Annotated in this window: 26 protein-coding genes; 8 read left to right on the top strand and 18 right to left on the bottom strand. The window is 66.5% G+C overall.

The window, feature by feature from the left end:
• Positions 1–75: 75 nt before the first annotated feature.
• The 6 genes from XnspCFBP7698_RS05285 to XnspCFBP7698_RS05260 are packed head-to-tail and all read right to left on the bottom strand — an operon-like array spanning position 76 to position 4,977.
• On the bottom strand, positions 76–1,515 hold the full coding sequence (locus tag XnspCFBP7698_RS05285; RefSeq protein WP_047693853.1) for an RNA polymerase factor sigma-54: 1,440 nt from the start codon (positions 1,513–1,515) through the stop codon (positions 76–78).
• A 40-nt stretch (positions 1,516–1,555) separates the two neighbouring features.
• Positions 1,556–2,275, bottom strand: coding sequence for an LPS export ABC transporter ATP-binding protein (lptB, locus tag XnspCFBP7698_RS05280; RefSeq protein ID WP_039409264.1), 720 nt, complete (start codon positions 2,273–2,275; stop codon positions 1,556–1,558).
• Entirely contained in the window at positions 2,275–2,829 is a 555-nt protein-coding gene (gene lptA / locus XnspCFBP7698_RS05275; RefSeq protein ID WP_081422339.1) for a lipopolysaccharide transport periplasmic protein LptA, read from the bottom strand. Before lptA ends, lptB begins: the two co-directional genes overlap by 1 nt.
• A complete protein-coding gene (lptC, locus tag XnspCFBP7698_RS05270) occupies positions 2,807–3,382 on the bottom strand; it encodes an LPS export ABC transporter periplasmic protein LptC (protein WP_039409260.1) in 576 nt (191 codons plus the stop codon). Before lptC ends, lptA begins: the two co-directional genes overlap by 23 nt.
• Positions 3,379–3,927 carry an HAD family hydrolase gene (locus XnspCFBP7698_RS05265; RefSeq protein ID WP_039409257.1) on the bottom strand — a complete coding sequence of 183 codons (549 nt, stop codon included), beginning with the start codon at positions 3,925–3,927 and terminating at the stop codon, positions 3,379–3,381. Before XnspCFBP7698_RS05265 ends, lptC begins: the two co-directional genes overlap by 4 nt.
• Before the next feature lie 48 nt (positions 3,928–3,975).
• On the bottom strand, positions 3,976–4,977 hold the full coding sequence (locus XnspCFBP7698_RS05260; RefSeq protein ID WP_104579786.1) for a KpsF/GutQ family sugar-phosphate isomerase: 1,002 nt from the start codon (positions 4,975–4,977) through the stop codon (positions 3,976–3,978).
• Positions 4,978–5,030: 53 nt separating this feature from the next.
• Between XnspCFBP7698_RS05260 and XnspCFBP7698_RS05255 the strand changes: the two genes are divergently transcribed.
• The 3 genes from XnspCFBP7698_RS05255 (at position 5,031) to XnspCFBP7698_RS05245 (ending at position 7,087) form a co-directional block, all read left to right on the top strand.
• Entirely contained in the window at positions 5,031–5,258 is a 228-nt protein-coding gene (locus XnspCFBP7698_RS05255; protein WP_104579787.1) for a BolA family protein, read from the top strand.
• 234 nt (positions 5,259–5,492) lie between these two features.
• A complete protein-coding gene (gene murA, locus XnspCFBP7698_RS05250; protein ID WP_104579788.1) occupies positions 5,493–6,767 on the top strand; it encodes a UDP-N-acetylglucosamine 1-carboxyvinyltransferase in 1,275 nt (424 codons plus the stop codon).
• Positions 6,764–7,087, top strand: a complete 324-nt coding sequence (locus XnspCFBP7698_RS05245; protein ID WP_047693841.1) for a hypothetical protein — start codon at positions 6,764–6,766, stop codon at positions 7,085–7,087. The genes murA and XnspCFBP7698_RS05245 overlap by 4 nt, the downstream gene beginning before the upstream one ends.
• A 321-nt stretch (positions 7,088–7,408) precedes the next feature.
• Here the strand turns inward: XnspCFBP7698_RS05245 and XnspCFBP7698_RS05240 are convergent, their stop codons facing one another.
• From XnspCFBP7698_RS05240 to purM, 6 genes are all read right to left on the bottom strand, one after another.
• The gene (locus XnspCFBP7698_RS05240; protein WP_123137276.1) at positions 7,409–8,095 is read right to left on the bottom strand and encodes a DUF3108 domain-containing protein; all 687 of its coding nucleotides are present in this window, start codon (positions 8,093–8,095) and stop codon (positions 7,409–7,411) included.
• A gap of 2 nt (positions 8,096–8,097) precedes the next feature.
• Positions 8,098–8,925 (bottom strand): DUF3108 domain-containing protein, encoded by an 828-nt coding sequence (locus XnspCFBP7698_RS05235; protein ID WP_047693839.1) that lies wholly within the window; start codon positions 8,923–8,925, stop codon positions 8,098–8,100.
• 64 nt (positions 8,926–8,989) lie between these two features.
• Positions 8,990–9,658, bottom strand: coding sequence for a phosphoribosylglycinamide formyltransferase (purN, locus tag XnspCFBP7698_RS05230; protein ID WP_104579789.1), 669 nt, complete (start codon positions 9,656–9,658; stop codon positions 8,990–8,992).
• A complete protein-coding gene (locus tag XnspCFBP7698_RS05225; RefSeq protein ID WP_104579944.1) occupies positions 9,645–10,262 on the bottom strand; it encodes a DUF2238 domain-containing protein in 618 nt (205 codons plus the stop codon). Before XnspCFBP7698_RS05225 ends, purN begins: the two co-directional genes overlap by 14 nt.
• Positions 10,263–10,284: 22 nt before the next feature.
• Complete coding sequence (locus XnspCFBP7698_RS05220; protein ID WP_047693836.1) at positions 10,285–10,743, bottom strand: hypothetical protein; 459 nt, start codon at positions 10,741–10,743, stop codon at positions 10,285–10,287.
• 13 nt (positions 10,744–10,756) lie between these two features.
• Positions 10,757–11,890 carry a phosphoribosylformylglycinamidine cyclo-ligase gene (gene purM / locus XnspCFBP7698_RS05215; RefSeq protein ID WP_199680042.1) on the bottom strand — a complete coding sequence of 378 codons (1,134 nt, stop codon included), beginning with the start codon at positions 11,888–11,890 and terminating at the stop codon, positions 10,757–10,759.
• Positions 11,891–11,912: 22 nt separating this feature from the next.
• On the opposite strand from purM, the gene XnspCFBP7698_RS05210 reads away from it, so the two are divergent.
• The 3 genes from XnspCFBP7698_RS05210 to hda are packed head-to-tail and all read left to right on the top strand — an operon-like array spanning position 11,913 to position 14,886.
• Entirely contained in the window at positions 11,913–13,025 is a 1,113-nt protein-coding gene (locus tag XnspCFBP7698_RS05210) for a DUF2066 domain-containing protein (protein ID WP_199680040.1), read from the top strand.
• Entirely contained in the window at positions 13,022–14,188 is a 1,167-nt protein-coding gene (locus tag XnspCFBP7698_RS05205) for an AI-2E family transporter (RefSeq protein WP_039404666.1), read from the top strand. The genes XnspCFBP7698_RS05210 and XnspCFBP7698_RS05205 overlap by 4 nt, the downstream gene beginning before the upstream one ends.
• Positions 14,185–14,886: a DnaA regulatory inactivator Hda gene (gene hda, locus XnspCFBP7698_RS05200; protein WP_047693831.1), complete on the top strand. Its 702-nt coding sequence runs from the start codon at positions 14,185–14,187 to the stop codon at positions 14,884–14,886. The genes XnspCFBP7698_RS05205 and hda overlap by 4 nt, the downstream gene beginning before the upstream one ends.
• A gap of 392 nt (positions 14,887–15,278) precedes the next feature.
• Here hda and murU read toward each other — a convergent pair whose 3' ends face one another.
• The 4 genes from murU to XnspCFBP7698_RS05180 all read right to left on the bottom strand — a co-directional run bounded on the left by murU (position 15,279) and on the right by XnspCFBP7698_RS05180 (position 19,330).
• Positions 15,279–15,989, bottom strand: a complete 711-nt coding sequence (gene murU, locus XnspCFBP7698_RS05195) for an N-acetylmuramate alpha-1-phosphate uridylyltransferase MurU (RefSeq protein WP_104579792.1) — start codon at positions 15,987–15,989, stop codon at positions 15,279–15,281.
• A complete protein-coding gene (locus tag XnspCFBP7698_RS05190) occupies positions 15,986–17,005 on the bottom strand; it encodes a phosphotransferase (protein WP_104579793.1) in 1,020 nt (339 codons plus the stop codon). Before XnspCFBP7698_RS05190 ends, murU begins: the two co-directional genes overlap by 4 nt.
• A 47-nt stretch (positions 17,006–17,052) precedes the next feature.
• Positions 17,053–17,325, bottom strand: coding sequence for a GlsB/YeaQ/YmgE family stress response membrane protein (locus XnspCFBP7698_RS05185; protein WP_039404677.1), 273 nt, complete (start codon positions 17,323–17,325; stop codon positions 17,053–17,055).
• 511 nt (positions 17,326–17,836) lie between these two features.
• Positions 17,837–19,330, bottom strand: a complete 1,494-nt coding sequence (locus XnspCFBP7698_RS05180; protein WP_104579794.1) for a M20 family metallopeptidase — start codon at positions 19,328–19,330, stop codon at positions 17,837–17,839.
• A gap of 157 nt (positions 19,331–19,487) precedes the next feature.
• Here XnspCFBP7698_RS05180 and XnspCFBP7698_RS05175 point away from each other — a divergent pair, with 157 nt between their 5' ends.
• Together XnspCFBP7698_RS05175 and XnspCFBP7698_RS05170 are read left to right on the top strand one after the other, a co-directional pair.
• Complete coding sequence (locus tag XnspCFBP7698_RS05175) at positions 19,488–19,862, top strand: helix-hairpin-helix domain-containing protein (protein ID WP_005993268.1); 375 nt, start codon at positions 19,488–19,490, stop codon at positions 19,860–19,862.
• 314 nt (positions 19,863–20,176) lie between these two features.
• The gene (locus tag XnspCFBP7698_RS05170; RefSeq protein WP_104579795.1) at positions 20,177–20,914 is read left to right on the top strand and encodes a HutD family protein; all 738 of its coding nucleotides are present in this window, start codon (positions 20,177–20,179) and stop codon (positions 20,912–20,914) included.
• Between the two features lie 9 nt (positions 20,915–20,923).
• On the opposite strand, the gene XnspCFBP7698_RS05165 is transcribed toward XnspCFBP7698_RS05170, so the two are convergent.
• Together XnspCFBP7698_RS05165 and XnspCFBP7698_RS05160 are read right to left on the bottom strand one after the other, a co-directional pair.
• The gene (locus tag XnspCFBP7698_RS05165; RefSeq protein ID WP_104579796.1) at positions 20,924–22,543 is read right to left on the bottom strand and encodes a flavodoxin domain-containing protein; all 1,620 of its coding nucleotides are present in this window, start codon (positions 22,541–22,543) and stop codon (positions 20,924–20,926) included.
• Complete coding sequence (locus tag XnspCFBP7698_RS05160; RefSeq protein ID WP_233548945.1) at positions 22,540–23,514, bottom strand: FAD:protein FMN transferase; 975 nt, start codon at positions 23,512–23,514, stop codon at positions 22,540–22,542. The genes XnspCFBP7698_RS05165 and XnspCFBP7698_RS05160 overlap by 4 nt, the downstream gene beginning before the upstream one ends.
• Positions 23,515–23,624 lie beyond the last annotated feature (110 nt).

Here is a 23,624-nt window from a genome sequence, read left to right as displayed (position 1 = left end):
TTGGTCGGTGGGCCAATGAACCGTTCCGGTGATCCGACAAACCCGGCGCAGGCCGGCGTTGCGGTGGTTGCAACGTCAGGCGATGCGGACGCGTTCGTGGGAGGCGGAAATGTTCATGGCCTCACGATACTTCGCAACGGTGCGCCGCGCCACTGGTACGCCGGAGGTTTTCAGCAGATCGGCCAACTTGGCGTCGGAGAGCGGCTTGCGCGGGTTTTCCGCCTCGATCAGGCGCCGGATCATGGCCTGGATGGCGGTGCTGGAGGCCTCGCCGCCGCTGTCGGTGTCGATGCCGGAGGCAAAGAACGAGCGCAACGGGATGGTGCCGCGCGGGGTGCGCACGTACTTGCGCGCAATGGCGCGGGAAATGGTCGACTCGTGCAGGCCGAGCTCGCCGGCGATCTCGCGCAGGGTCAACGGGCGCAGCGCCTGCGCACCGAATTCCAGGAACCCGGCCTGGTGGTGCAGCAGGCAGCGCACCACCCGCAGCAAGGTCTCGCCGCGTGCTTCCAGGCTCTTGAGCAGCCAGCGCGCTTCCTGCAGCTGCCCGCGCAGGTAGCCGGCGTCGGACTCGCCGCAGCTGCGGATCAGGTTCTCGTAGCCGCGGTGGATGGTGACCTTGGGCTGCGCGCGGCCGGCCAAGGAGGCGCGCCAGACCCCGCGCTGGCGCCAGATCACGCAGTCGGGCACCACATAGGTGTCCTGCGCCAGTTCGCCGATCTGCTTGCCCGGGCGCGGGTCCAGCGAACGCACCAGCTGCACCGCCTGCTCGACATCGGCGGTGGAGCGTTTGAGTTCGTGTGCCAGCCCGGCCACCCCGCTGCGCGGCAGCCGTTCCAGCGGGCCGGCGACGATCTGCTGGGCCAGCTCGCGCCCGGGGGTGGCGGGGTCGAGCACGGCCAACTGCAACGCCAGGCATTCGCCCAGGGTACGTGCACCCACGCCGACCGGATCGAAGCGCTGGATCTGGTGCAGCACGGTGAGCACTTCGGCCTCGTCCACCGCCGCGCCCAGCGCCAGCGTCTCCAGAATGGCCGACAGCGGCTCGCGCAGATAGCCGTCCTCGTCCAGCGCGTCGATCAGCATCGCGCCGATCTGGCGGTCGCGCGGCGACAGCGGCGACAGGTGCAGCTGCCATAAAAGATGATCGGCCAGCGTCTCGGACTCGGCCACACGTTCGGCGGCGTCGCCGGACTCGTCGTCGTCGAAACTGCCGCCGCTGCCCGAGCCGCTCCACTGCAGTTCGTCCTGCGACCAGTCGTCGTCGCGTTCGGCAGGGGCCGGATCTTCGCGCTGCGGTTCTTCGCTGGACGACGATGCGCTCGCCTCGGGCGCCGGCTCGTTGGCCGCATGCGCCGCTTCATCGGCCCATTCCAGCAATGGATTGGTTTCCACTGCTTCGGCGATTTCCACTTCCAGCTCCGTGGTGGACATCTGCAATAGCTTGATCGCCTGACGCAACTGCGGCGTCATGACCAACTGTTGTCCTAGCGATGTCTGGAGCCGGGCTTTCATGCGGGCACTGACTGAAAAAAGCGTTGGCGCGGCGACGCGCTCAAAGGCGGAAGGTTTCCCCCAGATACACGCGACGGACGTCGGGATTGGCTAGCAGCGCGTCCGGTGCCCCCTGCGCCAGCACGCCCCCCTCGGCGAGGATATACGCGCGGTCACAGATTCCCAAGGTCTCGCGCACGTTGTGATCGGTGATCAGCACGCCGATGCCGCGTTCCTTGAGGTGGATGATGATGCGCTGGATCTCGCCGACCGAAATCGGATCGACGCCGGCGAACGGTTCGTCCAGCAGCATCATGCGCGGCTTGGCCGCCAGCGCACGCGCGATCTCGCACCGACGACGCTCGCCGCCGGACAGGCTGGCACCGAGCTGATCGGCGACGTGGGTGATCTGCAATTCGTCCAGCAGCGAAACCAGCTCCTTCTCACGGCCGGCGTTGTCCAGCTCCTCGCGCAGTTCCAGCACCAGGCGGATATTGTCGGCCACGGTGAGCTTGCGGAAGATCGACGGCTCCTGCGGCAGGTAGCCCACGCCGAGTTTGGCGCGTGCGTACATCGGCTCGGCAGTGAGGTCGCGGCCGTCCAGCTCGATGCGCCCGGCATCGGCCTCGACCAGACCCACGATCATGTAGAAGCAGGTGGTCTTGCCCGCGCCATTGGGGCCGAGCAGGCCGACCACTTCGCCGGCTTCCAGCGTCAGGCCGAACTCCTTGACCACTTCGCGCTGCTTGTACTTCTTGCGCAGACCGGTGGCGACCAGCATTACTTCTTCCCCTGCGGCTTGGCCGCGGGCTTGGCGGCCGGCGCCGGCGTGGCTGCGGCAGGCGCAGCGGTCTTCGGCTGGATGATGGTGCGCACGCGGCTGCCATCGCCACCGCTCTGCATGTTGCCGGTCTTGGTGTTGTAGACCATGCGCTGGCCGGCGTTGGTGCCCTTGGGCGAGTCGACCTTGTAGTTGCCGGTCAGGACGATGACTTCGTTGGCGACCTGGTATTCGATGTTGTCGGCCTGGCCGTTCATCATCGCGCCGTCGTCCATCTGCTGCTTGAGCGTGGCCTGCTTGCCGGTGAGCACCACGCGGTCGGTCTGCCCGTTCTTCTGGAAGATATCGGCGGTGTCGGCATGGATTTCCAGCGTGCCCTGGGTGATCACCACATTGCCGCTGAAACGGCACTTGCCGCTGTCGTCGAGCATGTTGCAATCGTTGGCATTGGAGTCGATCGCCATCGGCTGATTGCGATCGCTGGTCTTGGCCATGGCCATCGCGGGCAACAGCAGCGCGGCAAACGCCAGTTTAGCGGGCAGCATTCGGTTCATAGCGGGTCTTGACCTGAGAAAGGAGCTTGTACTGGCGTGATTTGAGATCGGCCTCGAAGCCGACCCCGCTCTGCATGATACCCGGCCGGCTCATGCTCACCGGCGCGGCGGTCTTGGCGAGATTCTGCTGCGGGAACACGTCCAGGCTTTCGGTGCGGAAGGTGGTCGGCGGGGTGTTGCCGGTGGTGGGGCTGTCGCCTTCGACACTGCCGCGCAGGCGCAGTTCGTCGCCCTTGGGGCTGACCCAGCCGGTCTTGGCGCGCAGCGTCCACGGCTGGTTGGCGTTGTCGGGCAGCAGGAACACCGGTGTGGTGATGTCCGAGGTCTGGTCGGCGCGGTTGCGGTGCATTTCCGGCGCGCGCAGCGTCATCGATTCCTTGCCGGTCTGCTTGTCCAGCGCGATCAGCTCGAAATCGCGCAGCACGTAGTCCGCCTTCGACTCGTCCACTGCCGCCGCGACCGGGCGCGCGCGCTGCTGCCATGCCGACCAGCCGGAGATCACGGCGGCGGCGAACAGCACCACGCCCAGGGTGGTTCTCCAGTTCCAGTTCATGCGGAAAACCTTTCGATGATGTCCTCGACCTGGCCCTGCGCGGCCAGCACCACGTCGCAGACCTCGCGGGCCGCGCCTTCGCCGCCACGGGCGCGGGTGTGCCACTGCACGCGCTCGGCAATCCAGGGGTGTGCGTTGGCCGGGGCCACCGGCAGGCCGACCGCCAGCAGGGCGGGCAGATCGGGCAGGTCATCGCCCATGAACAGCACCTGGTCCAGCGACAGGCCATGTTCCTGGCACAGCGCCAGAACCGCCAGGCGCTTGTTCCTGACCCCGATCTGCACATGCAGGCCCAGGTCCTGGCCACGTTTTTCCGCCGACAGGCTGGCACGCGCAGTGATCAGCGCCACATGGATGCCGGCATGCTCGAGTTGCTTGAGGCCCTGGCCGTCCAGCACGTTGAACGCCTTGCTCTCGTTGCCGGCGTGGTCGTAGTACAGGCGCCCGTCGGTCAGGGTGCCGTCGACGTCGAAACAGGCCAGGCGGATCCGCGCGGCGCGGTCGATCAGGTCGGCGGGAAGGTGCTGCAAGGGAGAGTAGGGCATCGGCACGAATCGGTAAGAACGGGGTCCGGCGGTTGAAAACTGAACCTGTTAAACCACCTTGGCGCGCAACAGGTCGTGAATGTTCAATGCGCCGACCGCGCGCTGTTGTGCGTCCACCACGATCAGGCCGTTGATCTTGTAGTCCTCCATCAGCCGCGCGGCCTCGGCGGCGAGCTGGTCGGCGCCGATGGTGCGCGGGTTGCGCGTCATCACCTCGGCGATGCCGGCACTGCGCACGTCGATATCGCTGTCCAGGGCGCGGCGCAGGTCGCCGTCGGTGAACAGGCCGATCAGGCGGTCCTTGCCATCGACCACGGCGGTCATGCCGAGGCGCTTGCGGCTCATTTCCATCAACGCCTCGCTCAGGCTGGCATCCTCGCGCACGCGCGGCAGGTCGTCGCCGGCGTGCATCACATCGGTGATGTGCAGCAGCAGCCGCCGGCCCAGGCTGCCGGCCGGGTGCGAGCGCGCAAAGTCGTCGGCGGTGAAGCCGCGGGCGTCGAGCAGCGCCACGGCCAGCGCATCGCCCATGGCGAGCGAGGCGGTGGTGCTGGAGGTTGGGGCCAGGTGCAGCGGGCAGGCTTCGGCGGAGACGCTGACATCCAGGTGCACGTCGGCGGCCTGGGCCAGGGTGGAACCTGCGCGTCCGGTCATGGCGATGATCGGGTTGCCCTGGCGCTTGAGCACCGGCAGCAGCATGCGCACTTCGTCCGATTCGCCTGAATACGACAGCGCCAGCACGATGTCGGCCTCGGTGATCATGCCCAGGTCGCCGTGGCCGGCCTCGCCAGGATGTACGAAGAACGCCGGGGTGCCGGTCGATGCCAGGGTGGCGGCGATCTTGCGTGCGATATGCCCGGACTTGCCCATGCCGGTAGCCACCACGCGCCCGCGCGAGGCCAGCACCAGCCGGCAGGCGGCAGCAAAGTCGCTGCCGATCCGCTCGCCCACGCTGGCCAGTGCGTCCTGCTCGATCTGGAGCACGCGCTGGCCGCTGGCGACCAGGCTGGCGTCGCTGACGGTGGCGATGAGCAGGGGCGAGACAGCCATGCAGGACTCGGGTGAAGAGTAGAATGTGCGCTCATTTTATGAGGAAACGCCCTTTGGACGCCGAAACCATCCGTAAACTCATCGAAACCGGCTTGCCTGAAGCCCGCGTCGACGTGCACGGCGACGATGGCGTGCACTTCGAGGCCACCGTGGTCAGCCCCGCATTTGCGGGCAAGGCCCCGCTGGCGCGCCACCGCATGGTCTACGCGACCCTGGGCGAGCTGATGGGCGGGGCGATCCACGCGCTGCAGCTCAAGACGCTGACCCCCGAGGAAGGCTGAGCCCGGCAACCGCGCTCGCCGCCAGGCGGCCCGGGCCGGGCCGGGAGTCGGCATGCAGCTGCATCCTCGGCTCCCTGGCTTGGGTCCACGGTCACCTCGCGTCGGTGTCCAGCGCGTCCCGGGCAATGCCCGGCGTGGCGCTCGGTCTCCCGGTCTCAGCGCCGTTCGCCTAAAAACCGTCCGGCCGCACCTCCTTCCCCCGACATACCCTTACTTCGGACTTCTCAGATTCCCATGGCAAAAATCGTAGTGACCGGCGGCCAAGCGCTGCACGGCGAAGTCAATATTTCCGGCGCCAAGAACGCCGTGCTGCCGATCCTGTGCGCCACCCTGCTGGCCGACGCGCCGGTGGAAATCAGCAACGTGCCGCACCTGCATGACGTGATCACCACGGTGAAGCTGCTCGGTGAGCTGGGCGCCGAGGTCACCATCGACGAAGGCACGCTGGCCAAGGGCCGCTCGATCCTGGTCGACCCGCGTTCGGTCACCCATCAGGTCGCCCCGTACGAGCTGGTCAAGACCATGCGCGCATCGATCCTGGTGCTGGGCCCGCTGCTGGCGCGCTACGGCACCGCCGAAGTCTCGCTGCCCGGCGGCTGCGCGATCGGCTCGCGCCCGGTGGATCAGCACATCAAGGGCCTGCAGGCGCTGGGTGCGGAGATCAGCGTGGAGAACGGCTACATCAAGGCCACCAGCAATGGGCGTCTGAAAGGCGGCCGTTACGTCTTCGACATGGTCAGCGTCACCGGCACCGAGAACGTGCTGATGGCAGCCGTGCTGGCCGAAGGCACCACGGTGCTGGAAAACGCGGCGATGGAGCCGGAGGTGGCCGACCTGGCCGATTGCCTGATCGCGCTCGGTGCGCAGATCGAAGGCGCCGGTACCCCGCGCATCGTGGTGCAGGGCGTGGAACGGCTGGGCGGCGGGCACCATGCGGTGCTGCCGGATCGCATCGAAACCGGCACCTTCCTGGTGGCCGTGGCGATGACCGGCGGCAGCGTCACCGTGCGCCGCGCACGTCCGGACACCCTGGATGCGGTGCTGGACAAGCTCACCGAAGCTGGCGCCAGCATCACCACCACCGCCGACAGCATCACCCTGGACATGCACGGCAAGCGCCCGCGTGCGGTCAACCTGACCACCGCGCCATACCCGGCGTTTCCCACTGACATGCAGGCGCAATTCATGGCGCTCAACTGCGTGGCAGACGGCGTAGGCGTGATCAACGAAACCATCTTCGAAAACCGCTTCATGCACGTCAACGAGCTGCTGCGCCTGGGCGCGGACATCCAGGTCGAAGGCCATACCGCCATCGTGCGCGGTGCCGAACGCCTGAGCGGCGCGCCGGTGATGGCGACCGATCTGCGCGCCTCAGCGTCGTTGATCCTGGCCGGCCTGGTGGCCGACGGCGACACCACCATCGATCGCATCTACCACCTGGACCGTGGCTACGAAAACATCGAGGAGAAGCTGGGGGCGCTGGGCGCGACCATCCAGCGCAGCGCATGATCCTGCGCGGCCGTTTCACCACCCGGCGCAAGATCCTGCTCGGCGTGATCGTGCTGATCCTGGCGTGGCTGGCCTATGCATGGAGCGTGGGCATGGCCATCACCCAGGGCGTCGAGTTCAAGGACATGGACTGGAACGGCGACGGCACCGCCAGCCGCAACGAGATCGCGCAATCGTTCTATGCAGTGGCGGTAAAAAAGACCGTCGAAGGCAAGCGCCATTGCGACCTGTTCTATTGGCGTGGCACTGATGAGCAGATCCGGGTGGACTGCCGCACCGTATTTACGACCGGCGACGACAAGGCTGCCGGCAAGCCTTGAGAAGCGCTCGGCCTTGGTTGAAAGAGTGATTGCGGAGCCGCTGATCTGCGGCTCCGGTGTCCTTACCGATTGCGGGACCGTTGGCGGCATGGATGCCGCCACCGAGCCCCCATGGATGGGTTAACGGCGTGTCCCGCGAGCGGTGAGGGCACCGCGCACTCGACGTCCTTGCGTGTGCTGCAGGGCCCTTGCCCGCCCACCATCGCAGGACACTCCGTGAATCCGTCCCTGGAGGCTCCGGCGCGGCATCCATGCCGCTCAAGGTCCCGCGACGGTGGGCGGGCAAGGACCAGTCGAAATGGTCGGATAAGCGCAGAGCGCTCAGCGCAGCAGCGACTTGATGGTCAGGTCCAGCGCGTCCTGGCCCTTTTCCTTCTGCAGCAGGCGCGCCGGTACCGGCAGGTCCTTGACCACCCAGGCGATCAGTTCCTTGTCGCCGTCCACGCGCGAGACCTTGGTGGCCTGTTCCTGTTTGCCGTTGACGGTGATGGTTTCCTTGCCGACCACCTTGTAGCTCATCGGCTTGATGCGGCCTTCGTCCACCATGCGGTAGTTGAGCGGCTTGCCGGCGGCCAGATCGCGGGTGATTGCCAGGTTGATCAGCAATGCGTCCATATCGCCAGGCTGCAGCTTGACCGGACCGCAACGGTCCGGCTTGATGTCGCCGCCCCAGGTGGCCTGGCTGGTTTTCCAGTCGTAATTGGCGGTGACGTTGCGGCGCTTGACCATCATCGACGAGGTGTCGTTGCTGCTCACCGGGCGCAGTTGGCCGTTGGCTTCCTCGAACACCGTGCTCTGGGTCAGGTTGGCCAGCTGGTTCTGGATGGTCAGCGTGTAGCGCCACTGATTGGCGCCGGCCGCGGCCAGGGTCATGGTGCCGTTGGCCTGCATACCCATGTAATTGGCCGAGTAGTCGGCCTGGAAGGGCTGCACGGCAAACGCCGGCAGGCTGGCCACGGCCAGAGCAGCGGCGGCGATCAATGCGCTGGGGCGGAAAGAGAATGTCATGGTCAGGCTCCTTGGTATTCGACCAGGCGGAGATCGACCTGATCCTCACCTTTGTCACGTTGCAGGATGCGTACCGGGGTCGGAACCCCGTTGGCGATCCAGAGGATGGTTTCGTTGTCGCCGCCGTTGACGCGATACACGCGCAACGCGTCGTAGCTCAGGTCGCCGACCTGCACCACCTCGGTGGTGTCGGCGGCGCGGTAGTCGTACTTGCGCACCTTGCCCACATCGACATAGCGATAGCTCAGGCTGCGGCCGGGCTGCGCGTCGCGCATCAGCGACAGGTTCAGGGAGAGCGCGCTCTGGTCGCCGTGCTGCAGCGGAATCGGTTGTTGGCGTTCCTTCTTCAGATCGCCATCCCATTGTGCGGTGCCGGCCTGCCAGTTGTAGACGCCGGTGACCTTCTTGCCGAAGAACACCGCCTTGCGCACGGTGCTCTGGCTCAGCGGCACGTAGGTGTCACCGTCGACACGGAACACCGTGCTCTGCTCCAGGTTCAGGCCCAGGATGCTGGCAAAGCCTTTACGGCCGCGTACCGACATGTCGATGCGCCACTGGCTGCCGTCGCCGTGGCTGACCTGCATCGTGGCGTCGCCCGCCTCCTTGCCGCGATAGAACGCCTGGTAGGTCGCCACGAACGGCTCCAGCGGTGGCGGCGTCCAGGTGCTGGCGGGCAGAGTGGCGGCAGACGCCGGTGCCGCCGCAGCAGGGGCTACCGGCGTTGGCTGGGCAGGCGCGGGGACTTGGGTGGCCTGTTGCGCGCGGCCGGGGCCGGCCTGGGTGAGCAGGGCGGTGGTCAACAGCGCGGCGGCAATCGGAAGGACGTTCATGCGCTGATTGGGGCACAGGGCCCACAAGGATGTCCGAGGCAGGATGAGGGGGGCGTCTGCGCATTCAGGCGAATGCGGTGTCAGCGGACTCTAGTCGTAGTGGCGTAAACAGGCACTGACCGTCGAGGTGGACCGCATCGTCGTGGATCTGCAGACGCCCACTGGCCAGCAGGTTGAGGGTGGCAAGCAGCAGCGGATGCTCGCGGGCCAGTACACGCGCAGCCAGCTGGTCGGCACTGTCGCCAGGCAGCACCGGCACGCGGGCCTGTGCGATCACGCTGCCGGCATCCAGCTCGGGCACTACCAGATGCACGCTGGCGCCATGTTCGGCATCGCCGGCTTCCAGCGCACGCGCATGGGTGTGCAGGCCGCGATACTTGGGCAGCAGCGACGGGTGGATATTGAGCATGCGGCCGGCAAAGCGGCGCACCAGCGGCTCGCCGAGGATGCGCATGTAGCCGGCGCAGACGATCCAGTCCGGCTGCACGGCGGCGATCGCATCGCCCAGCGCAGCATCGAACGCATCCCTGTCGGCAAACGCACGCGGGCTGGCGCTCCAGCGCCGTGCCGCGTCCACCTTCTGCAGGGCCGGCGCCTGCGGGCGATCGGAGAACACCCCGACCACGGTTGCGCGCAGGCGCCCGCTGGCGATGGCATCGAGCATGGCCTGCAGGTTGCTGCCGCGGCCGGAGGCCAGTACGGCCAGGCGGAGCGGGGCGTCAGTTGCGTGCATTGAGCAATGTCCTCACCACGGGGTAGGCCGCCAGGCTGCCCAGGGTGGCCAGCAGCATGTCGGTATGCGCGTCCCAGGGATCGCCCTGCTGGCCGTTGTAGGCTTCGGCGGCCTGCGGCGACAGCAGCAGCGCAATGCCCCATTCGAACCACTCGTAAATCAGGCTGACGCACATGATGCTCATCACCGTCAGCGCGAATGCCTGCCGACGTGTCAATCGCGGCCATCGCCGCATCGCCAGCTGCATCACGGCCGGGGTAAAGCACAGCCCGAACAGCAGATGGATCAGCCGGTCGAAATGATTGCGCGTCCAGCCGAACGTCGCAGCAGGCGACCAGTGCAGCAGCTGCCGGCTCCAGTGTTCGTAGGGCACGTTGGAATACAGCCAGCGTGCGCCGATGCAGTGCATGCAGATGAACACGCAGATCGCTGTAAAGGCACCGGTGTCCATCGGCCAGCGACGGTCGACACCCACCAGCGCAATCAGCCCGGCCACGGTCAACGTGCTGTGCAGCGCCTGCTCGAGCGGCCACAACGGGGCGATCCAGCTTGCTGCAAACACTGCCAGCGTGGCGACCAACGCGGCCAGCTTCGGACGGCGCATGGCGCGTGGGCTCGCCTTCATTTCAACCTGCGGCAGGCGCAGCGCCGAACAGTGCCTTGACCTGGGGGCGCAGCAAGGTGACCAGCGTGAAGACTCCAAGCACGGTCCCGAACGGCATGAAGCTGCAGGAGATGCCCGCCACGATCAGACAGAGCAGATGCCGCCGGCGCTGGGCGATGCAGCGCCCGGCATAGGCCATGAACCCGGCCAGGGTCAGGCCGCCGGTGATCAGGGCGGCGGCGAACACCACGAAAATCCAGCCGAACAGGCGCATCTCGGCAGGTGCGGGTTCCCCATTGCTGCCCTGCATCGGCAACTGCCCGGTGACAATGGCCAGCCCCATGACCAGATGGATCAGCGGGAACAACGAAAACAGCCCGGTGATGCCGGCCAGCACGTAATGAAAGATCGACAGCAGCTTGAGATGCTGCAGGTCGTCGGCGCTGGCCGACGGAGCGGCCAGGGGTGGGGAAGCGTCCATGCGAGGTTCCTGGTCAGCCGATCTGCACGCGTTCGTCGCCGTGCGCGGCGACCACCTGGCCGATCCGCCAGTGGGCGAGCGACTGGCCATCCAGCGCCTGTTCCAGCGCCGCCGCCTGATCGGGCGATGCGACCAGCACGAACCCGATCCCGCAGTTGAAGGTGCGCCACATTTCGGCATCGGCCACCGCCCCTTCGCGCTGCAGCCAGGCGAAGACCGGCGGCAGCGTCCACGCCTTGGCATCGATCTCCAGGCCCAGGCCATCCGGAATCACGCGAATGATGTTTTCGGTCAGCCCGCCGCCGGTGATGTGCGCCATGGCGTGGATCGATTCGCCATGCGATTTCAGCAGCGCCAGCACCGGCTTGACGTACAGCGCGGTGGGCGCCATCAGCGCATCGATCAACCTGGTGCCATCGTCCAGCACGTGTTCGGCCGGCGAGCCTGCACGCTCGTAGATCTTGCGGATCAACGAATAGCCGTTGGAATGCGGGCCGGAAGACGCGATGCCGATCAGCACGTCGCCGGCGCGTACCTGTGCGCCGTCCAGCAACTGCGACTTTTCCACCGCACCGACGGTGAAGCCGGCCAGGTCGTATTCGCCGGGCGGGTACATGTCGGGCATTTCGGCGGTTTCGCCGCCGATCAAGGCGCAACCGGACAGCTCGCAACCGCGTGCAATGCCGCCCACCACCGCAGCCGCAGTGTCCACATCCAGCTTGCCGGTGGCGAAGTAGTCCAGGAAGAACAGCGGTTCGGCGCCCTGCACCAGCACGTCGTTGACGCACATGCCGACCAGGTCGATGCCGATGGTGTCGTGGCGGCCCAGTTGCTGTGCCAGCTTGAGCTTGGTGCCCACACCGTCGGTGCCGGAGACCAGCACCGGCTCCTTGTACTTGCCGGACAGGTCGAACAGCGCGCCAAAGCCGCCCAGGCCACCCATCACCTCCGGCCGGAAGCTGCGCTTGACCAGCGGCTTGATGCGTTCGACCAGGGCGTTGCCGGCATCGATGTCGACGCCTGCGTCGCGGTAGGTCATGGGCGAGGGAGTAGAAGGCGTTGGGCTGGTCACGGGCGTGGGTGGCTCGGCAGTAAAGGCGGCGATTTTAACAGCCACGTTGGCGCTAGCGCCCCATTCGGGCAACAATTCACCCGGATACGCCTACGCCATGGAACCGTCGATGCGCCGCAGTCTTGCTTTCTTTCTCGCCCTCGTGGTCGCCATGCCCGCCGTTCCGGCCTTTGCGCAGGCCGATCTGCGTACCGAAGGCGACGTCGCCAAAGCGCAGAGCGCCTACGATGCCGAAGTGCCGGTCAACAGCCAGAGCGAATCCGATCGCCCCGGTGCCCTGGCGCGCGCGCTGGGCGCGGTGCTGGGCAAGGTCTCCGGCGATCGCGCGGTGATGAGCCGCCCGGGGGTGCCGCAGGCGCTGCGCAATGCGCCCAATTACGTCGAGCACTACGACTACCGCCAGGATCAGGGCACTTCGCGCTCCGGTGCGCCGACCTTCCGCACTACCCTGGTGGCACGGTTTCGGCAGTCCGATGTCGATGGACTGATCGCGGCGCTGGGCCTGCCGGTCTGGCCGCTGCCGCGGCCCAAGCCGGTGCTGTGGCTGGCCATCGATGACGGCAGCGGTCCGCGCCTGGTCGGGGTTGCCCAGGCCAACGCCGCCCGCAGCGTGCTCGACCGCGCCATCGAGCGTGGCTACCGGCTCGGCCTGCCGGGCGGCGCCGCTGCCGAGCAGGTACTGGCCGGTGCGATCTGGCGCAAGGACACCGCCGCGGTGTCGCGTGCCTCGGCCAGGTACAGCCCGCCGATGCAACTGATCGGCAAGCTCTACCGCAATGCCGCCGGCTGGACCGCAGACTGGGTGTTCGTGGACAACGGCAATGTGTTGTCCAGCTGGACCAGCAGCGATGGCGATGCGCGGCGTGCGATGGCGGCCGGTGCCGATGGCGCGGCCGATGCACTGGTCAAGCGCTATGCCAAGCGCGTGGACTCGGGGGTGCCGGGCGTGTACCGTGCGGTGATCACTGGCATCCATAGCGCCGACGACTACCTGCGGGTTGCCGCTGCGCTGCAGGGCGTGTCGGTGGTGCGCAGCATCCGCCCGGTCAGCGCCAATGGCGACCGCATGGAAGTGGATCTGGAATTGCTCACGGGCATTTCCGGGCTCAACCGTATGCTCGGCGACACTAGTCCCCTGGTCTCGGTGTCGGTCCCGACCGAGGGCCCGATCATTCTCGAAAACGAGCACGCCGAGTACCGCCTGAAATGACTTTGACTCCCGAAGCCGAGATCGCCTTATTCCTGCGTCGCCTCAAATGGGCGGCGGTGATCGTCGGTGTGCTGTGGGTGATCTCGCTGCTGGCGCCGATCCTGACGCCCTTCGTGCTGGCCCTGCTGCTTGCGTGGCTGGGCGACCCGCTGGTGGACCGCATTGAGCGCGCCGGGCGTTCGCGCAATGTGGCGGTGGCCCTGGTGTTCGTGCTGGCCACGCTGTTGTTCGTGCTGGCGCTGATGATCCTGGTACCGATGATCGAACGCCAGATCATGACCCTGATCGATGCACTGCCGCAGATGCGCGCCTGGGCGATCAGTACCGCCATCCCGTGGCTGGAAGCCAAGACCGGCGTGGAGCTGATGGGCTGGCTGGACCCGGAGCGGCTGATCGACTGGATCCGCAGCCATTGGGAACAGGCCGGCGGTGCCGCCAAGACCTTCTTCGGCTACGTGTCGCGCTCGGGCTTTGCGATGGTGACCTGGGTGATCAACCTGGCATTGCTGCCGATTCTGGCGTTCTACTTCCTGCGTGACTGGGACCGGCTGGTCGAGCGCGTGGCGGCGGTGATACCGCGTGCCTACATCGGCACGGTGAGCCGGTTGGCGCTCGAATCCAACGACGTACTGGGCGGCTTCATTCGCGGCCAGTTCCTGGTGATGCTGGCGTTGGGCGCGATCTATGCCACCGGCCTGTCCATCATCGGGCTCAACCTGGGGTTGTTGATCGGCATCATCGCCGGTTTCATCAGTTTCATTCCGTACCTGGGCGCGACCACCGGCATCGTGCTCGCGCTGCTGGCGGCCATCGTGCAGGCGCAGGGCCTGGACCTGAAGCTGCTGATCGGCGTGGGCGTGGTGTTCACCGTTGGCCAGTTGCTGGAAAGCTACGTGCTCACCCCGCGCATCGTCGGCGACAAGATCGGGCTGCATCCGGTGGCAGTGATCTTTGCGGTGATGGCTGGCGGCCAGTTGTTCGGCTTCCTCGGCATGTTGCTGGCATTGCCGGTGGCGGCGGTGGCCAATGTGCTGCTGCGCTATGCGCATGAGCAGTACACCCGCAGCGACCTATATGCAGGCGAGCGGGCCGGCATCGTGCTGCAGTCCACGCCCGAGCGCAGCATCATCATCGACCCGAGCAAGGACGCAGATCGGTCGTGAGCGTGCCGCAGTTGCCATTGGCGTTGCGCGCGCCATCCGACCAGCGTTTCGACAGTTACATCGCCGCGCCCGACGGCCTGCTTGCGCAGTTGCAGGCGCTGGCGGCCGGGCAGGTGAGCGACTGGCTGTACCTGGCCGGTCCCGCCGGTACCGGCAAGACGCATCTGGCACTGGCGGTGTGCGCTGCGGCCGAGCAGGCCGGGCGCGCAACGGCGTATCTGCCCCTGCACGCGGCCGCTGGACGGCTGCGCGATGCGCTCGAAGCGTTGGAAGGGCGCAGCCTGGTCGCACTGGATGGCGTGGACAGCATTGCCGGGCAGCGCGACGACGAAGTGGCGCTATTCGATTTCCACAACCGTGCGCGCGCGGCCGGCATCAGCCTGCTCTACACCGCCCGGCAGATGCCCGATGGCCTGGCCCTGGTCCTGCCGGATCTGCGCTCGCGCCTGTCGCAATGCATCCGCATCGGCTTGCCGGTACTCGACGATGCCGCGCGCGCGGCGGTGCTGCGCGACCGCGCGCAGCGGCGCGGCCTGGCTCTGGACGAGGCGGCGATCGATTGGCTACTGACCCATAGCGAGCGCGAACTGGCCGGCCTGGTGGCCTTGCTGGATCGGCTGGATCGCGAATCGCTGGCCGCCAAGCGCCGCATCACGGTGCCGTTCCTGCGGCGGGTGCTTGAGGATCGTGGGGCTTAGAGCGGTCGGCAGGAGGACTGCGCTCGTTGTCCGGGAGGCGCGGTGTGCCTCGCTCTTCCCGGCTACGCGTCTATCTACAACGCTCAGGCTGTCGGAGCACAACGCCTAGAGCTTACAGAGCGAATGGTCTGTGGCGCTGCTGCTTGGCCCTTGCCCGCCCATCATCGCGGGACACGCCGCAAGTACGTCCTCATAGGCTCTGGCGCGGCATCCATGCCGCTCAAGGTCCCGCGACGGTGGGCGGGCTGGGACCCGTCGGGATGGTCGGTGCGCATGGATAAGAGTAGGTGCGACGGCCCTCGGGCTGGCTGCAAGGCTCGTCGAGATGCTCGATGTGGGTGATTCACGCAATGCGCAGTGCGCGGCCGGGCGTTGTAGCGGTGTGGTTGCGATCAGCCGCGGTCACGCAATAACTGCGCATCCAGGTTCGCCAGCCGCTGCGGCGTACCGACATCGGTCCAGCGCCCGGCATGGTGGATGCCATCGACCAAGCCTGCTGCCATCTGCGCGCGCAGGATCGGCGCCAGCGCAAACCGCGGCGCCGTGCTGCCCTGTGCTGGCAGCGGGCCAATCACTGATGGCCAATCGCGTAGCAACGCCGGCCGATAGACACCGATGCCGGCGTAGGTATGCGTAGCAGGGATATCGGTGCGTACCTTGCCATCGGCGTCCATCGCGAAATCCGCACGCGCTGCATATGCAGGTTGGTCGACCAGCACCAGCTGCGCCAATCCCTCCGGCGCACGCGACAGGCGGGCAAAATCGAAATCGGTCCAGATGTCGCCATTGACCAGCAGAAATGGTGCATCGCCCAGCAGCGGCAGCGCATGCAGCATGCCGCCGCCGGTTTCCAGTGGCGTCGCACCTTCGTAGGAATAGGTCAGCCGTAGACCGAACGTGCTGCCGTCGCCCAATACCTGGGGAAACTGCTCGGCCAGCCACGAGGTGTTGATCACCACCTCGTCCACGCCCAGTGCCGCCAATTTGCGTAAATGCCACACGATCAACGGCGTGCCGCCGACCGAAAGCAGCGGCTTGGGCGTGCGCTCGGTGAGCGGGCGCATGCGCTCGCCGAATCCGGCGGCAAAGATCAGCGCTTTCATGCCGTGACCTGCTGCACGCGTGCTGCCAGTGCGGGCTTGATCACCTCGTCCAGCAGGCCAAGCAACGGCGCAAGCTCGGTGTAGCGGGGCAGTACCTCGTCCAGATACGTGATGAAACGCGGCACGTTATCCAGATACCAATGCTTGCCATCGCGATGGCTCAGGCGCGAAAAAATACCCAGATTCTTCAGATGCCGTTGCACGCCCATCCAGTCCGCATCGCGCAGAAATTGCGCCAGCGGCGGTACCGGCAATCCGGCCGCACTTGCGCGCGCATGGTAGCGCTGCAGCCAGCCGTCCACGCGGGCGATCGGCCAGCTCACCGAGGTGTCCTTGAACAGGCTGATCGGGTCGTAGCCGATCGGGCCGATCACGCAATCCTGAAAGTCCAGCACTGCCGGGCCATCGGCCACCGGCATCAGATTGCGCGGCATGAAATCGCGATGGGTGAACACGCGTGGCTGCGCCAGGGCGTTGTCCATCAAACGGCGCTGCACCAACTGCAGTTGCTCGGCATGGCCACAGTTCAGCTGCACGCCGAGATAGCGTCCCACAAACCATTCCTCGAACAGTCCCGCATCGCGTTGCAGCAGCGCCTCGCCGAACACTCCGCTGTCGGCAGGCGGCGGAATCTGCTGCAGCAACAGCAACTGCGCGATGGCACCATCGATCAGGTCATCGGCGTTGGTGTCGGTCAACACCTGCGCCAACGTCGGCACGCCCAGATCCTCCAGCAGCAGGAATCCGCTCTCCAACTCCTGCGCCAGCACCTGCGGCACGCGCACGCCGTGCTCACGCAGCACGCCGTGCATGCGCAACCACGGCGCTACATTCTCCAGCGCTGGTGGCGCGTCCATCACGATGCGATCGACGCCACTGCCCTGCGTGCGCCAGTAGCTGCGAAACCCGGCGTCCGTGGACGCACGCTGCAGCGTGGCGTGTGAATCGTTGAGGGCCTGGCGCGCCCAGTGCAGGCGCAGCGTGTCGCGCGCAGTGTCCGAAGGTGATGACGTCATGTGTTCTGAGCTGTCGTGTCGTGGTGGGTCAGGCGCGCGGGCAGCGCTTAGCGTTTGCTGCCGCTGAATAACCGCAGCAGCGCGAGGATGGCGATGGCACCGAGCAATGCGCCAAGGAAACCGGCCGGCTCGCCTGCGCGGTACCACCCCATGTAGCGCCCAAACCAGCTGGCAACCACTGCACCGGCGATCCCGAGCACGATGGTCAGCAGGCAGCCCAGGCGCTGGGTACCGGGCGTGATGAAACGCGCCAGCAGCCCGACCACAAAACCGACCAGCAGGATGTAGAGCCAGCTATCGCTACCAAACAGATTGTTCATCGCAGCACCGCGAGTGGACGGGATTGGCAGCCTAGCATTTCGGATGTCGCCACCTGGCGCAGCGGGCGCAGGAGCGACCGCGCCGATGCAACGGCTTCAGAGAGCATAGTGATCGGCTTTTGCCGCTGTGCGCTTTTGATTTCGTGCGAAGCCATCTCTCCGGCCAGCCGCTTCCTAGGAGATATGTCCGCTGAAAAATGTCGCGGATGAAGTTTGCAAACCTAACGGCATCGCAGGCGACGCTTCAGGGGAAAACAACGGCTCTGCATCGGCCAGCCACTGCCAAATCCTCCCCGACGAGCAGATCCTAAGCCCCTCTCCCATCGGGAAAGGAGGTGGGGTGAGGGTACGGAGCCAGGCGACGCGTGACGTCAGGCAGCCAAGTCGCACCAGGAGCCTGATCGCCAACCAGCCAGCCAGACCACCACCAGGCAAGCACCCGCACGAATCGCCACTCAGCTTTCCCATCGACCGATGCAAGTCAGCCGCATGCATCGGTTCAACCGCTAACTCAACAGCAACCATGACCCCCATGCCGGGTGCCGCTATCGGCCGCCACCGGCGAGCCACTGGTTTCGCCGCGCAGACAGGCCGCGTGATGGTCGGCGATCACCTTCGATACGCAGGCGGTGACGCGCTTGCCCATCGGGATGTGCAGGAACTCGTTCGGACCGTGTGCGTTGGAGTGGGGCCCCAGCACGCCGGTGATCATGAACTGCGCACCGGGGAACTTCTCGCCCAGCATGCCCATGAACGGAATAGAGCCGCCTTCGCCCATGTACATCGCCGGCTTGTGGAAAAACGCCTGGCTGGCGTCGTCGATGGCCTTTTCCAGCCACGGCGCCATGGCCGGTGCATTCCAGCCGGACGAGGCCTTCTCCAGCTCCAGTGTGACCTGAGCGCCGTTGGGCGGATCGCGCAGCAGCGCTTCCTTGAGCAACTCGCCGCAGGCCTTGCCATCGGCCGTTGGCGGCAGTCGCAGCGACAGTTTCACCGCGGTCTGCGGACGCAGCACGTTGCCGGCCGACGCCAGCGGCGGCAGACCGTCCGCACCGGTGATCGACAACGCCGGGCGCCAGGTGCGGTTCAACACCAATTCGGTGAGGTCTTCGTGCATCGGCACCAGGCCATCGACCATCGGAAACTTGTCGAAAATGGCAGTATCCAGCGTTGCCGCTGCAGCCTTGGCCTGGGTCAGCCGTTCCGCCGGCACCTCGACATGCAGGCCGTCCAGCAGGATGCGGCCGCTGGTTTCGTCTTCGATGCGCGAGAGCAGCTGACGCAACAGCCGGAAGCTGGACGGCACCACGCCGGACGCGTCGCCGGAGTGCACGCCTTCTTCCAGTACCTTCACTGTGAGGTTGCCGCCGGTCAGGCCGCGCAACGAGGTGGTGCACCACAGCTGCTCGTAATTGCCGCAGCCCGAGTCCAGGCAGACCACCAGCGACGGCTTGCCGATGCGCTGTGCCAGGTGGTCCACGTAGGCCGGCAGGTCGTAGCTGCCGGACTCTTCGCAGGCCTCGATCAGCACCACGCAACGCGCGTGCGGCAGGCCCTGCGTGCGCAGTGCCAGGATGGCCGCCAGCGAGCCGTAGATTGCGTAGCCGTCGTCGGCGCCACCGCGGCCGTACAACTTGTCGTCGCGCAGCACCGGCTCCCAGGGGCCAAGGTCGGCATCCCAGCCGGTCATTTCCGGCTGCTTGTCCAGGTGCCCGTACAGCAACACGGTGTCGTCGCCCGATTCCGGGCCGGTGGCCGGGATCTCGATGAAGATCAACGGCGTGCGGCCTTCCAGCCGCACCACCTCGACCTGCATGCCGTCGATCGCCTGCGCCCGCGCCCAGCTTTCCATCAGGGTGACGGCTTGCTCCATATATCCGTTGGCCACCCAATCGGTGTCGAACATCGGCGACTTGTTGGGGATACGGATGTAATCGACCAGCTGCGGGACGATCTCGCGGTCCCAGGTGTCGCTGATGAATTGGTCGATCTTGGCGCTGTCCATGGAGGCTCCGAATGCGTGACGTAGCAGCACATTCTACGCCGGGGACATGGGGTAGGGATTTCCCTACAAGGCGGCGCGCAGTTCACCGGCTGTGTGAAAAGTTCGTTGGCGATAGGATTGCTGCATGTGGCGCGGGACACTGGCTCCGCCGGCAGGAATGCTGGCTAGGACCATCACCCAAGCCACAAGGAGCGTTGCAATGAAGTCATTTACCGTAGTCCTGAAGTCCCTGCTACTGGCGTTGCTGTTGTCCTCGAATGCGTACGCGCTTGAGAAGGTCGATATCAACACCGCGTCTGCTGAGGAATTGGACAAGGTGCTGACGAACGTCGGGCGATCAAAAGCCGAGGCAATCGTCGAGCACCGTCAGGCAAACGGTCCCTTCAAAAGTGCCGAGGAACTGGCACTGGTCAAGGGCATCGGACTCAAGACGGTCGAACGGAATCGCGACCTGATCGAAGTAGGAGCCACGATGGCTCCCGCCAAGAAGGCTGCCAAGGGGGCGGCGGTGAAACCGGTGGGACGGCGTTAAGGGGAAGGGATCCGAGATACGGTTCGACGCGAGGATGCGTGGCCGCAACCTAACTGGACAGGATGTCTGGGGGATGGCTGGAAGCCGACAAGGACGTGGAATCGCCCGGTGTTGCACTTGGATGTGCAGCCGGGCGTTTTTCGTTGGGGCAGGCTGAACTGGTGGCTCCGCGGAAACTGGTCCACTCCATGAGCGAGGGCCGTGCCGTGCCGGGAAGGGCGGGGCAGGCAGGGCATTGCAGCTGCGATGTCTGCTTGCCTGGCCGCCGAGGGCGGGTGACGCTGTGACGGCAGGGCTTCGGGCACAATGCGCTGATGCAGCTGACAGACCTGAGCAGCCGGGTGATTCCGGCCACCGACTACCGTCGCGAGCGCTGGCGCAATCAATTGGGGTGGACGCGCGAGATCCTGCGGCTTGGGAACGCCGAGCACTGGGCGCTACGCCTGTCGATCGCCGAGATCGAGCAGGACGCTGCGTTTTCTGCGTTTCCGGGCGTCGACCGCGAACTGGTGCTGCTGCACGGTAACGGCATGCGGCTGCAGTTTGGCAACTGCGAGCAGGCCGCCGATGGTGACGCCGGCCTTGGCGATGCTGCAGGTGCAGATGCAGATGCAGGTAGAGATACAGGTCAGAGCGGCGACCTTCTGATCAACGTGGCTGCTGGCGTGGCCTCCTCTCGTGCGGCCCGTCGTGTGGCGTTGCTGCCGCCTTACCAGCGCGTCCGATTTGCGGGCGAAGAGACGGTGAGTGCCGAACTGCTCGACGGGCCGACGCAGGACTTCAACCTGATGTGGCGGCGCGATCTTTTGCGGACCGAGCTGCTGCATCGGCCCCTGGTCGGCACCATGCTGTTTTTCGCCGACCCTTCCAGCGCCTGGGCGATCCATTTGCTGACCGGTCAGGCCAGTTTTGGCCGCGATAGTGCGCTGCCGCCGTTGGCGGCCGGCGATACCGCCTGGCTGAGTGCCGCGACACGCAGTCGCTACGTTCTGGATGGCGGTGGCGAGTTGCTGGCGATTCGGGTGAGCCCGTATCCGGGAGCGGCCGAGTAGGCCACAGACTCAGTACACGTCGCGACGGTAGCGGCCGCTGTCCAGCAGCGTCTGTCTGAGTTCGGCTCCTAAAACGGTGTCGAGTGCGCGATCGACCTCGGGTGCCATGCCGCGCAGGCTGCCGCAGAGATAGAGACAGGCGCCGCGGTCGACCCAGTGGTGCAAGGTATCGGCAGCGGCGGTGAGTACGTGTTGTACGTAGCGCAGCGCGGCGTCCTGGTCGCGCGAGTACACCAGATCGAGACGGGCGATCCAGCCCTCACGGCGCCACTGCTGCAATTCTTCGGCGTAGAGCGCGTCGTATGCGGCATTGCGTTCGCCAAAGATCAACCAGTTGTCGCGCGCGCCCGCTGCAATGCGTGCGACCAGGTGCGCGCGCAACCCGGCGATGCCGGTGCCATTGCCGATCAGCAGCATGGGGTGCTCCGGTGCCGGTGGATGAAAGCCCGGATTGCTGCGCACACGCAACGCGATGTGCGCACCGATCGGCGCATGCAGGCAAAGCCAGCCGCTGCCGACGCCTGGGCGTCCATCGGCCTGCCGGTGTTCGCGGATCAGCAGTTCGGCGTGTTCTTCCTCGGGGATCGATGCCAGCGAATACTCGCGATGCGGCAACGCAACCAGGTTGTGCACCAACACGTCGAGGTCTGCATTGAATATCGCGGCATTGGCATTGGCATCTTCTGACAAACGCGCGCCGCTGAGCCAGTCGCGCAGCGGGCGGCCGTCGATCATCCGCGCGCCATCGCATCGGTGCTGCTGCAACCAGGCCTCCACCTGCTCCGGCGGATTTTGCGGGGCGATCTCGGCGATGTCGCCAGCCTGCCAATGCGGCAGCGGTCCCTCGCAGGGCGTGAGCCGAAGCCGATGGACCGGTGCGCCGGCACTGCCGGGATTGACGTGGCAACGGTCGCGCAGCTGCCAGGCGGCATAGGTCGGCAGGCTCCAGTTCGGCTGCGCATCGAGCGCGGGTGTGAGGGCTGCCAGATGGTGCTGCCACCGTTTCAGCGCATGCGGGTCGGCATTGTCGACCTCGATGCGCTCGAACAGACGGACGCCGCCACGCGCCTGCAGGCGATGATCGAGGCGACGACCGAACGCGCAGAACTGCGCGTATCGCCGATCGCCCAGCGCCAGCACCGCGTACTGCACGGCTGCCAGATCCTGCCCGTCGTCGCTGAGCCAGTCGCGCTCCGCTACCTGTGCGTGATCCGGCGCATCGCCCTCGCCGGTGGTGCTGACGATGCACAGCAACCGCGGTACGCGCGCCAGTTGCTCTGCACTGACCGCCTCCAGCGGCAACGCGTGGGCGCCAATGCCTGCAAACTGGAATGCCGCTGCGCTGCGTTCGGCAAGCTCGCGTGCGAACCCGGTCTGGCTTGCCCACGCGATCAGCAGGCTGCTGCCGCGTCCGTGCGGCGCACCGGTCCGCGTGCGGCGGCGGAGGAAGATGGCGGTGCACAATCCTGCATAGCTCGCCACGCAAAGGCCGGCCCACTGCCAGCGATGCGGAGTGGGCGCGCTCCACCATGTGCCAGCATGCAGGCTGGCAAACCATGCGCCTAGCGCGGCCAGGGCGAGCAGCAGCGCGCCATTGCCAAACCAGATGCGGGCAGGTGCGCCGCTCATGACGCCGCCAGGTGCCGCTCGAACGCGGGGCTCATCGCTTCGCTCAGGGCGCCGTCTTGTCGGGTCAGAAAGCGCACGGCCAGGTTGGCGTTGCGTGCGTAGGCCAGGCCGGCATCGGCGCCGAGGACGGTCATCGCAGTGGCCCAGGCATCGGCATGCATCGCATCGCGCGCGAGCACGGTAACGGCAGCGGGCGCATGCGCGATCGGGGAACCCGTGCGCGGGTCCAGCGTGTGCGTGTAGCGCGTTCCCTCGGCGTCGAAACGGTGCCAGCGATCGCCGGAAGTGGCCACGGCCAGTCCGTCCAGGGCGACTACGCGGGGCGGCAGTGCAGCGCCAGCCTCTTCATCGGGCGCGGATTCGACCAGCACGCGCCAGGCGCTGCCATCGGGCTTGCGTCCATAGCCGAACAACTCGCCGCCGACCTCGATCAGGGCGCTGGCGATATCGGCCTTGATCAGCGCGTGGTGCACACAGTCCACGCCGAATCCCTTTGCGATGCCGGACAGGTCCAGCGCCACGGCACCTGGCTGTAGCAGCCGCTGGCCATCCAGCTCCAGTCGCTGCCACCCGCAACGCAGGCTGGCCAATGCGATCTGCTCGGGGGAGGGCACGCGTCGCCGGCCGCCGGAAGGGCCAAAACCCCACAGCTCGACCAGCGGCCCGATGGTCGGGTCAAACGCGCCACCGCTGGCCTGCGCGATCTGCAGTGCGGCGTGCAGCACGCGCTGGAAATCCTCGGGCAAGGGATGCCAGCCTCCCGCAGAAGCGCGGTTGTAGCGGCTGATGTTCGAGCCCGCTTCCCAGGTGCTCATCTGCGCCACCACCCGGTCGAGCGCAGTCTGGATGCCTGCATGCAGGGGATGCAGGTCGCGCGTGCGTGGCGCCACCAGCTTCACGCTCCAGGTGGTGCCCATGCTGCGGCCGCCCAGGGTGGCAAGCGTTGCGTCTGCGGGAATCGGTGAGTTCATACGTGGATTGGTGGGCGGGCGCTGCGGCAGGAACGTCATGGTGAGGTGCGGCGCAGCCGATTGCATCCGCATGTTGGCGGTTCGGCGATCAATGCCCTCTGCTGTGCGCA

It is taken from the genome of Xanthomonas sp. CFBP 7698 (genome assembly GCF_003600855.1).
Classification (GTDB): Bacteria; Pseudomonadota; Gammaproteobacteria; order Xanthomonadales; family Xanthomonadaceae; genus Xanthomonas; species Xanthomonas cannabis.
Note: the sequence above shows the minus strand (reverse complement) of the source record. Positions and strands in the feature narration are given on the sequence as shown.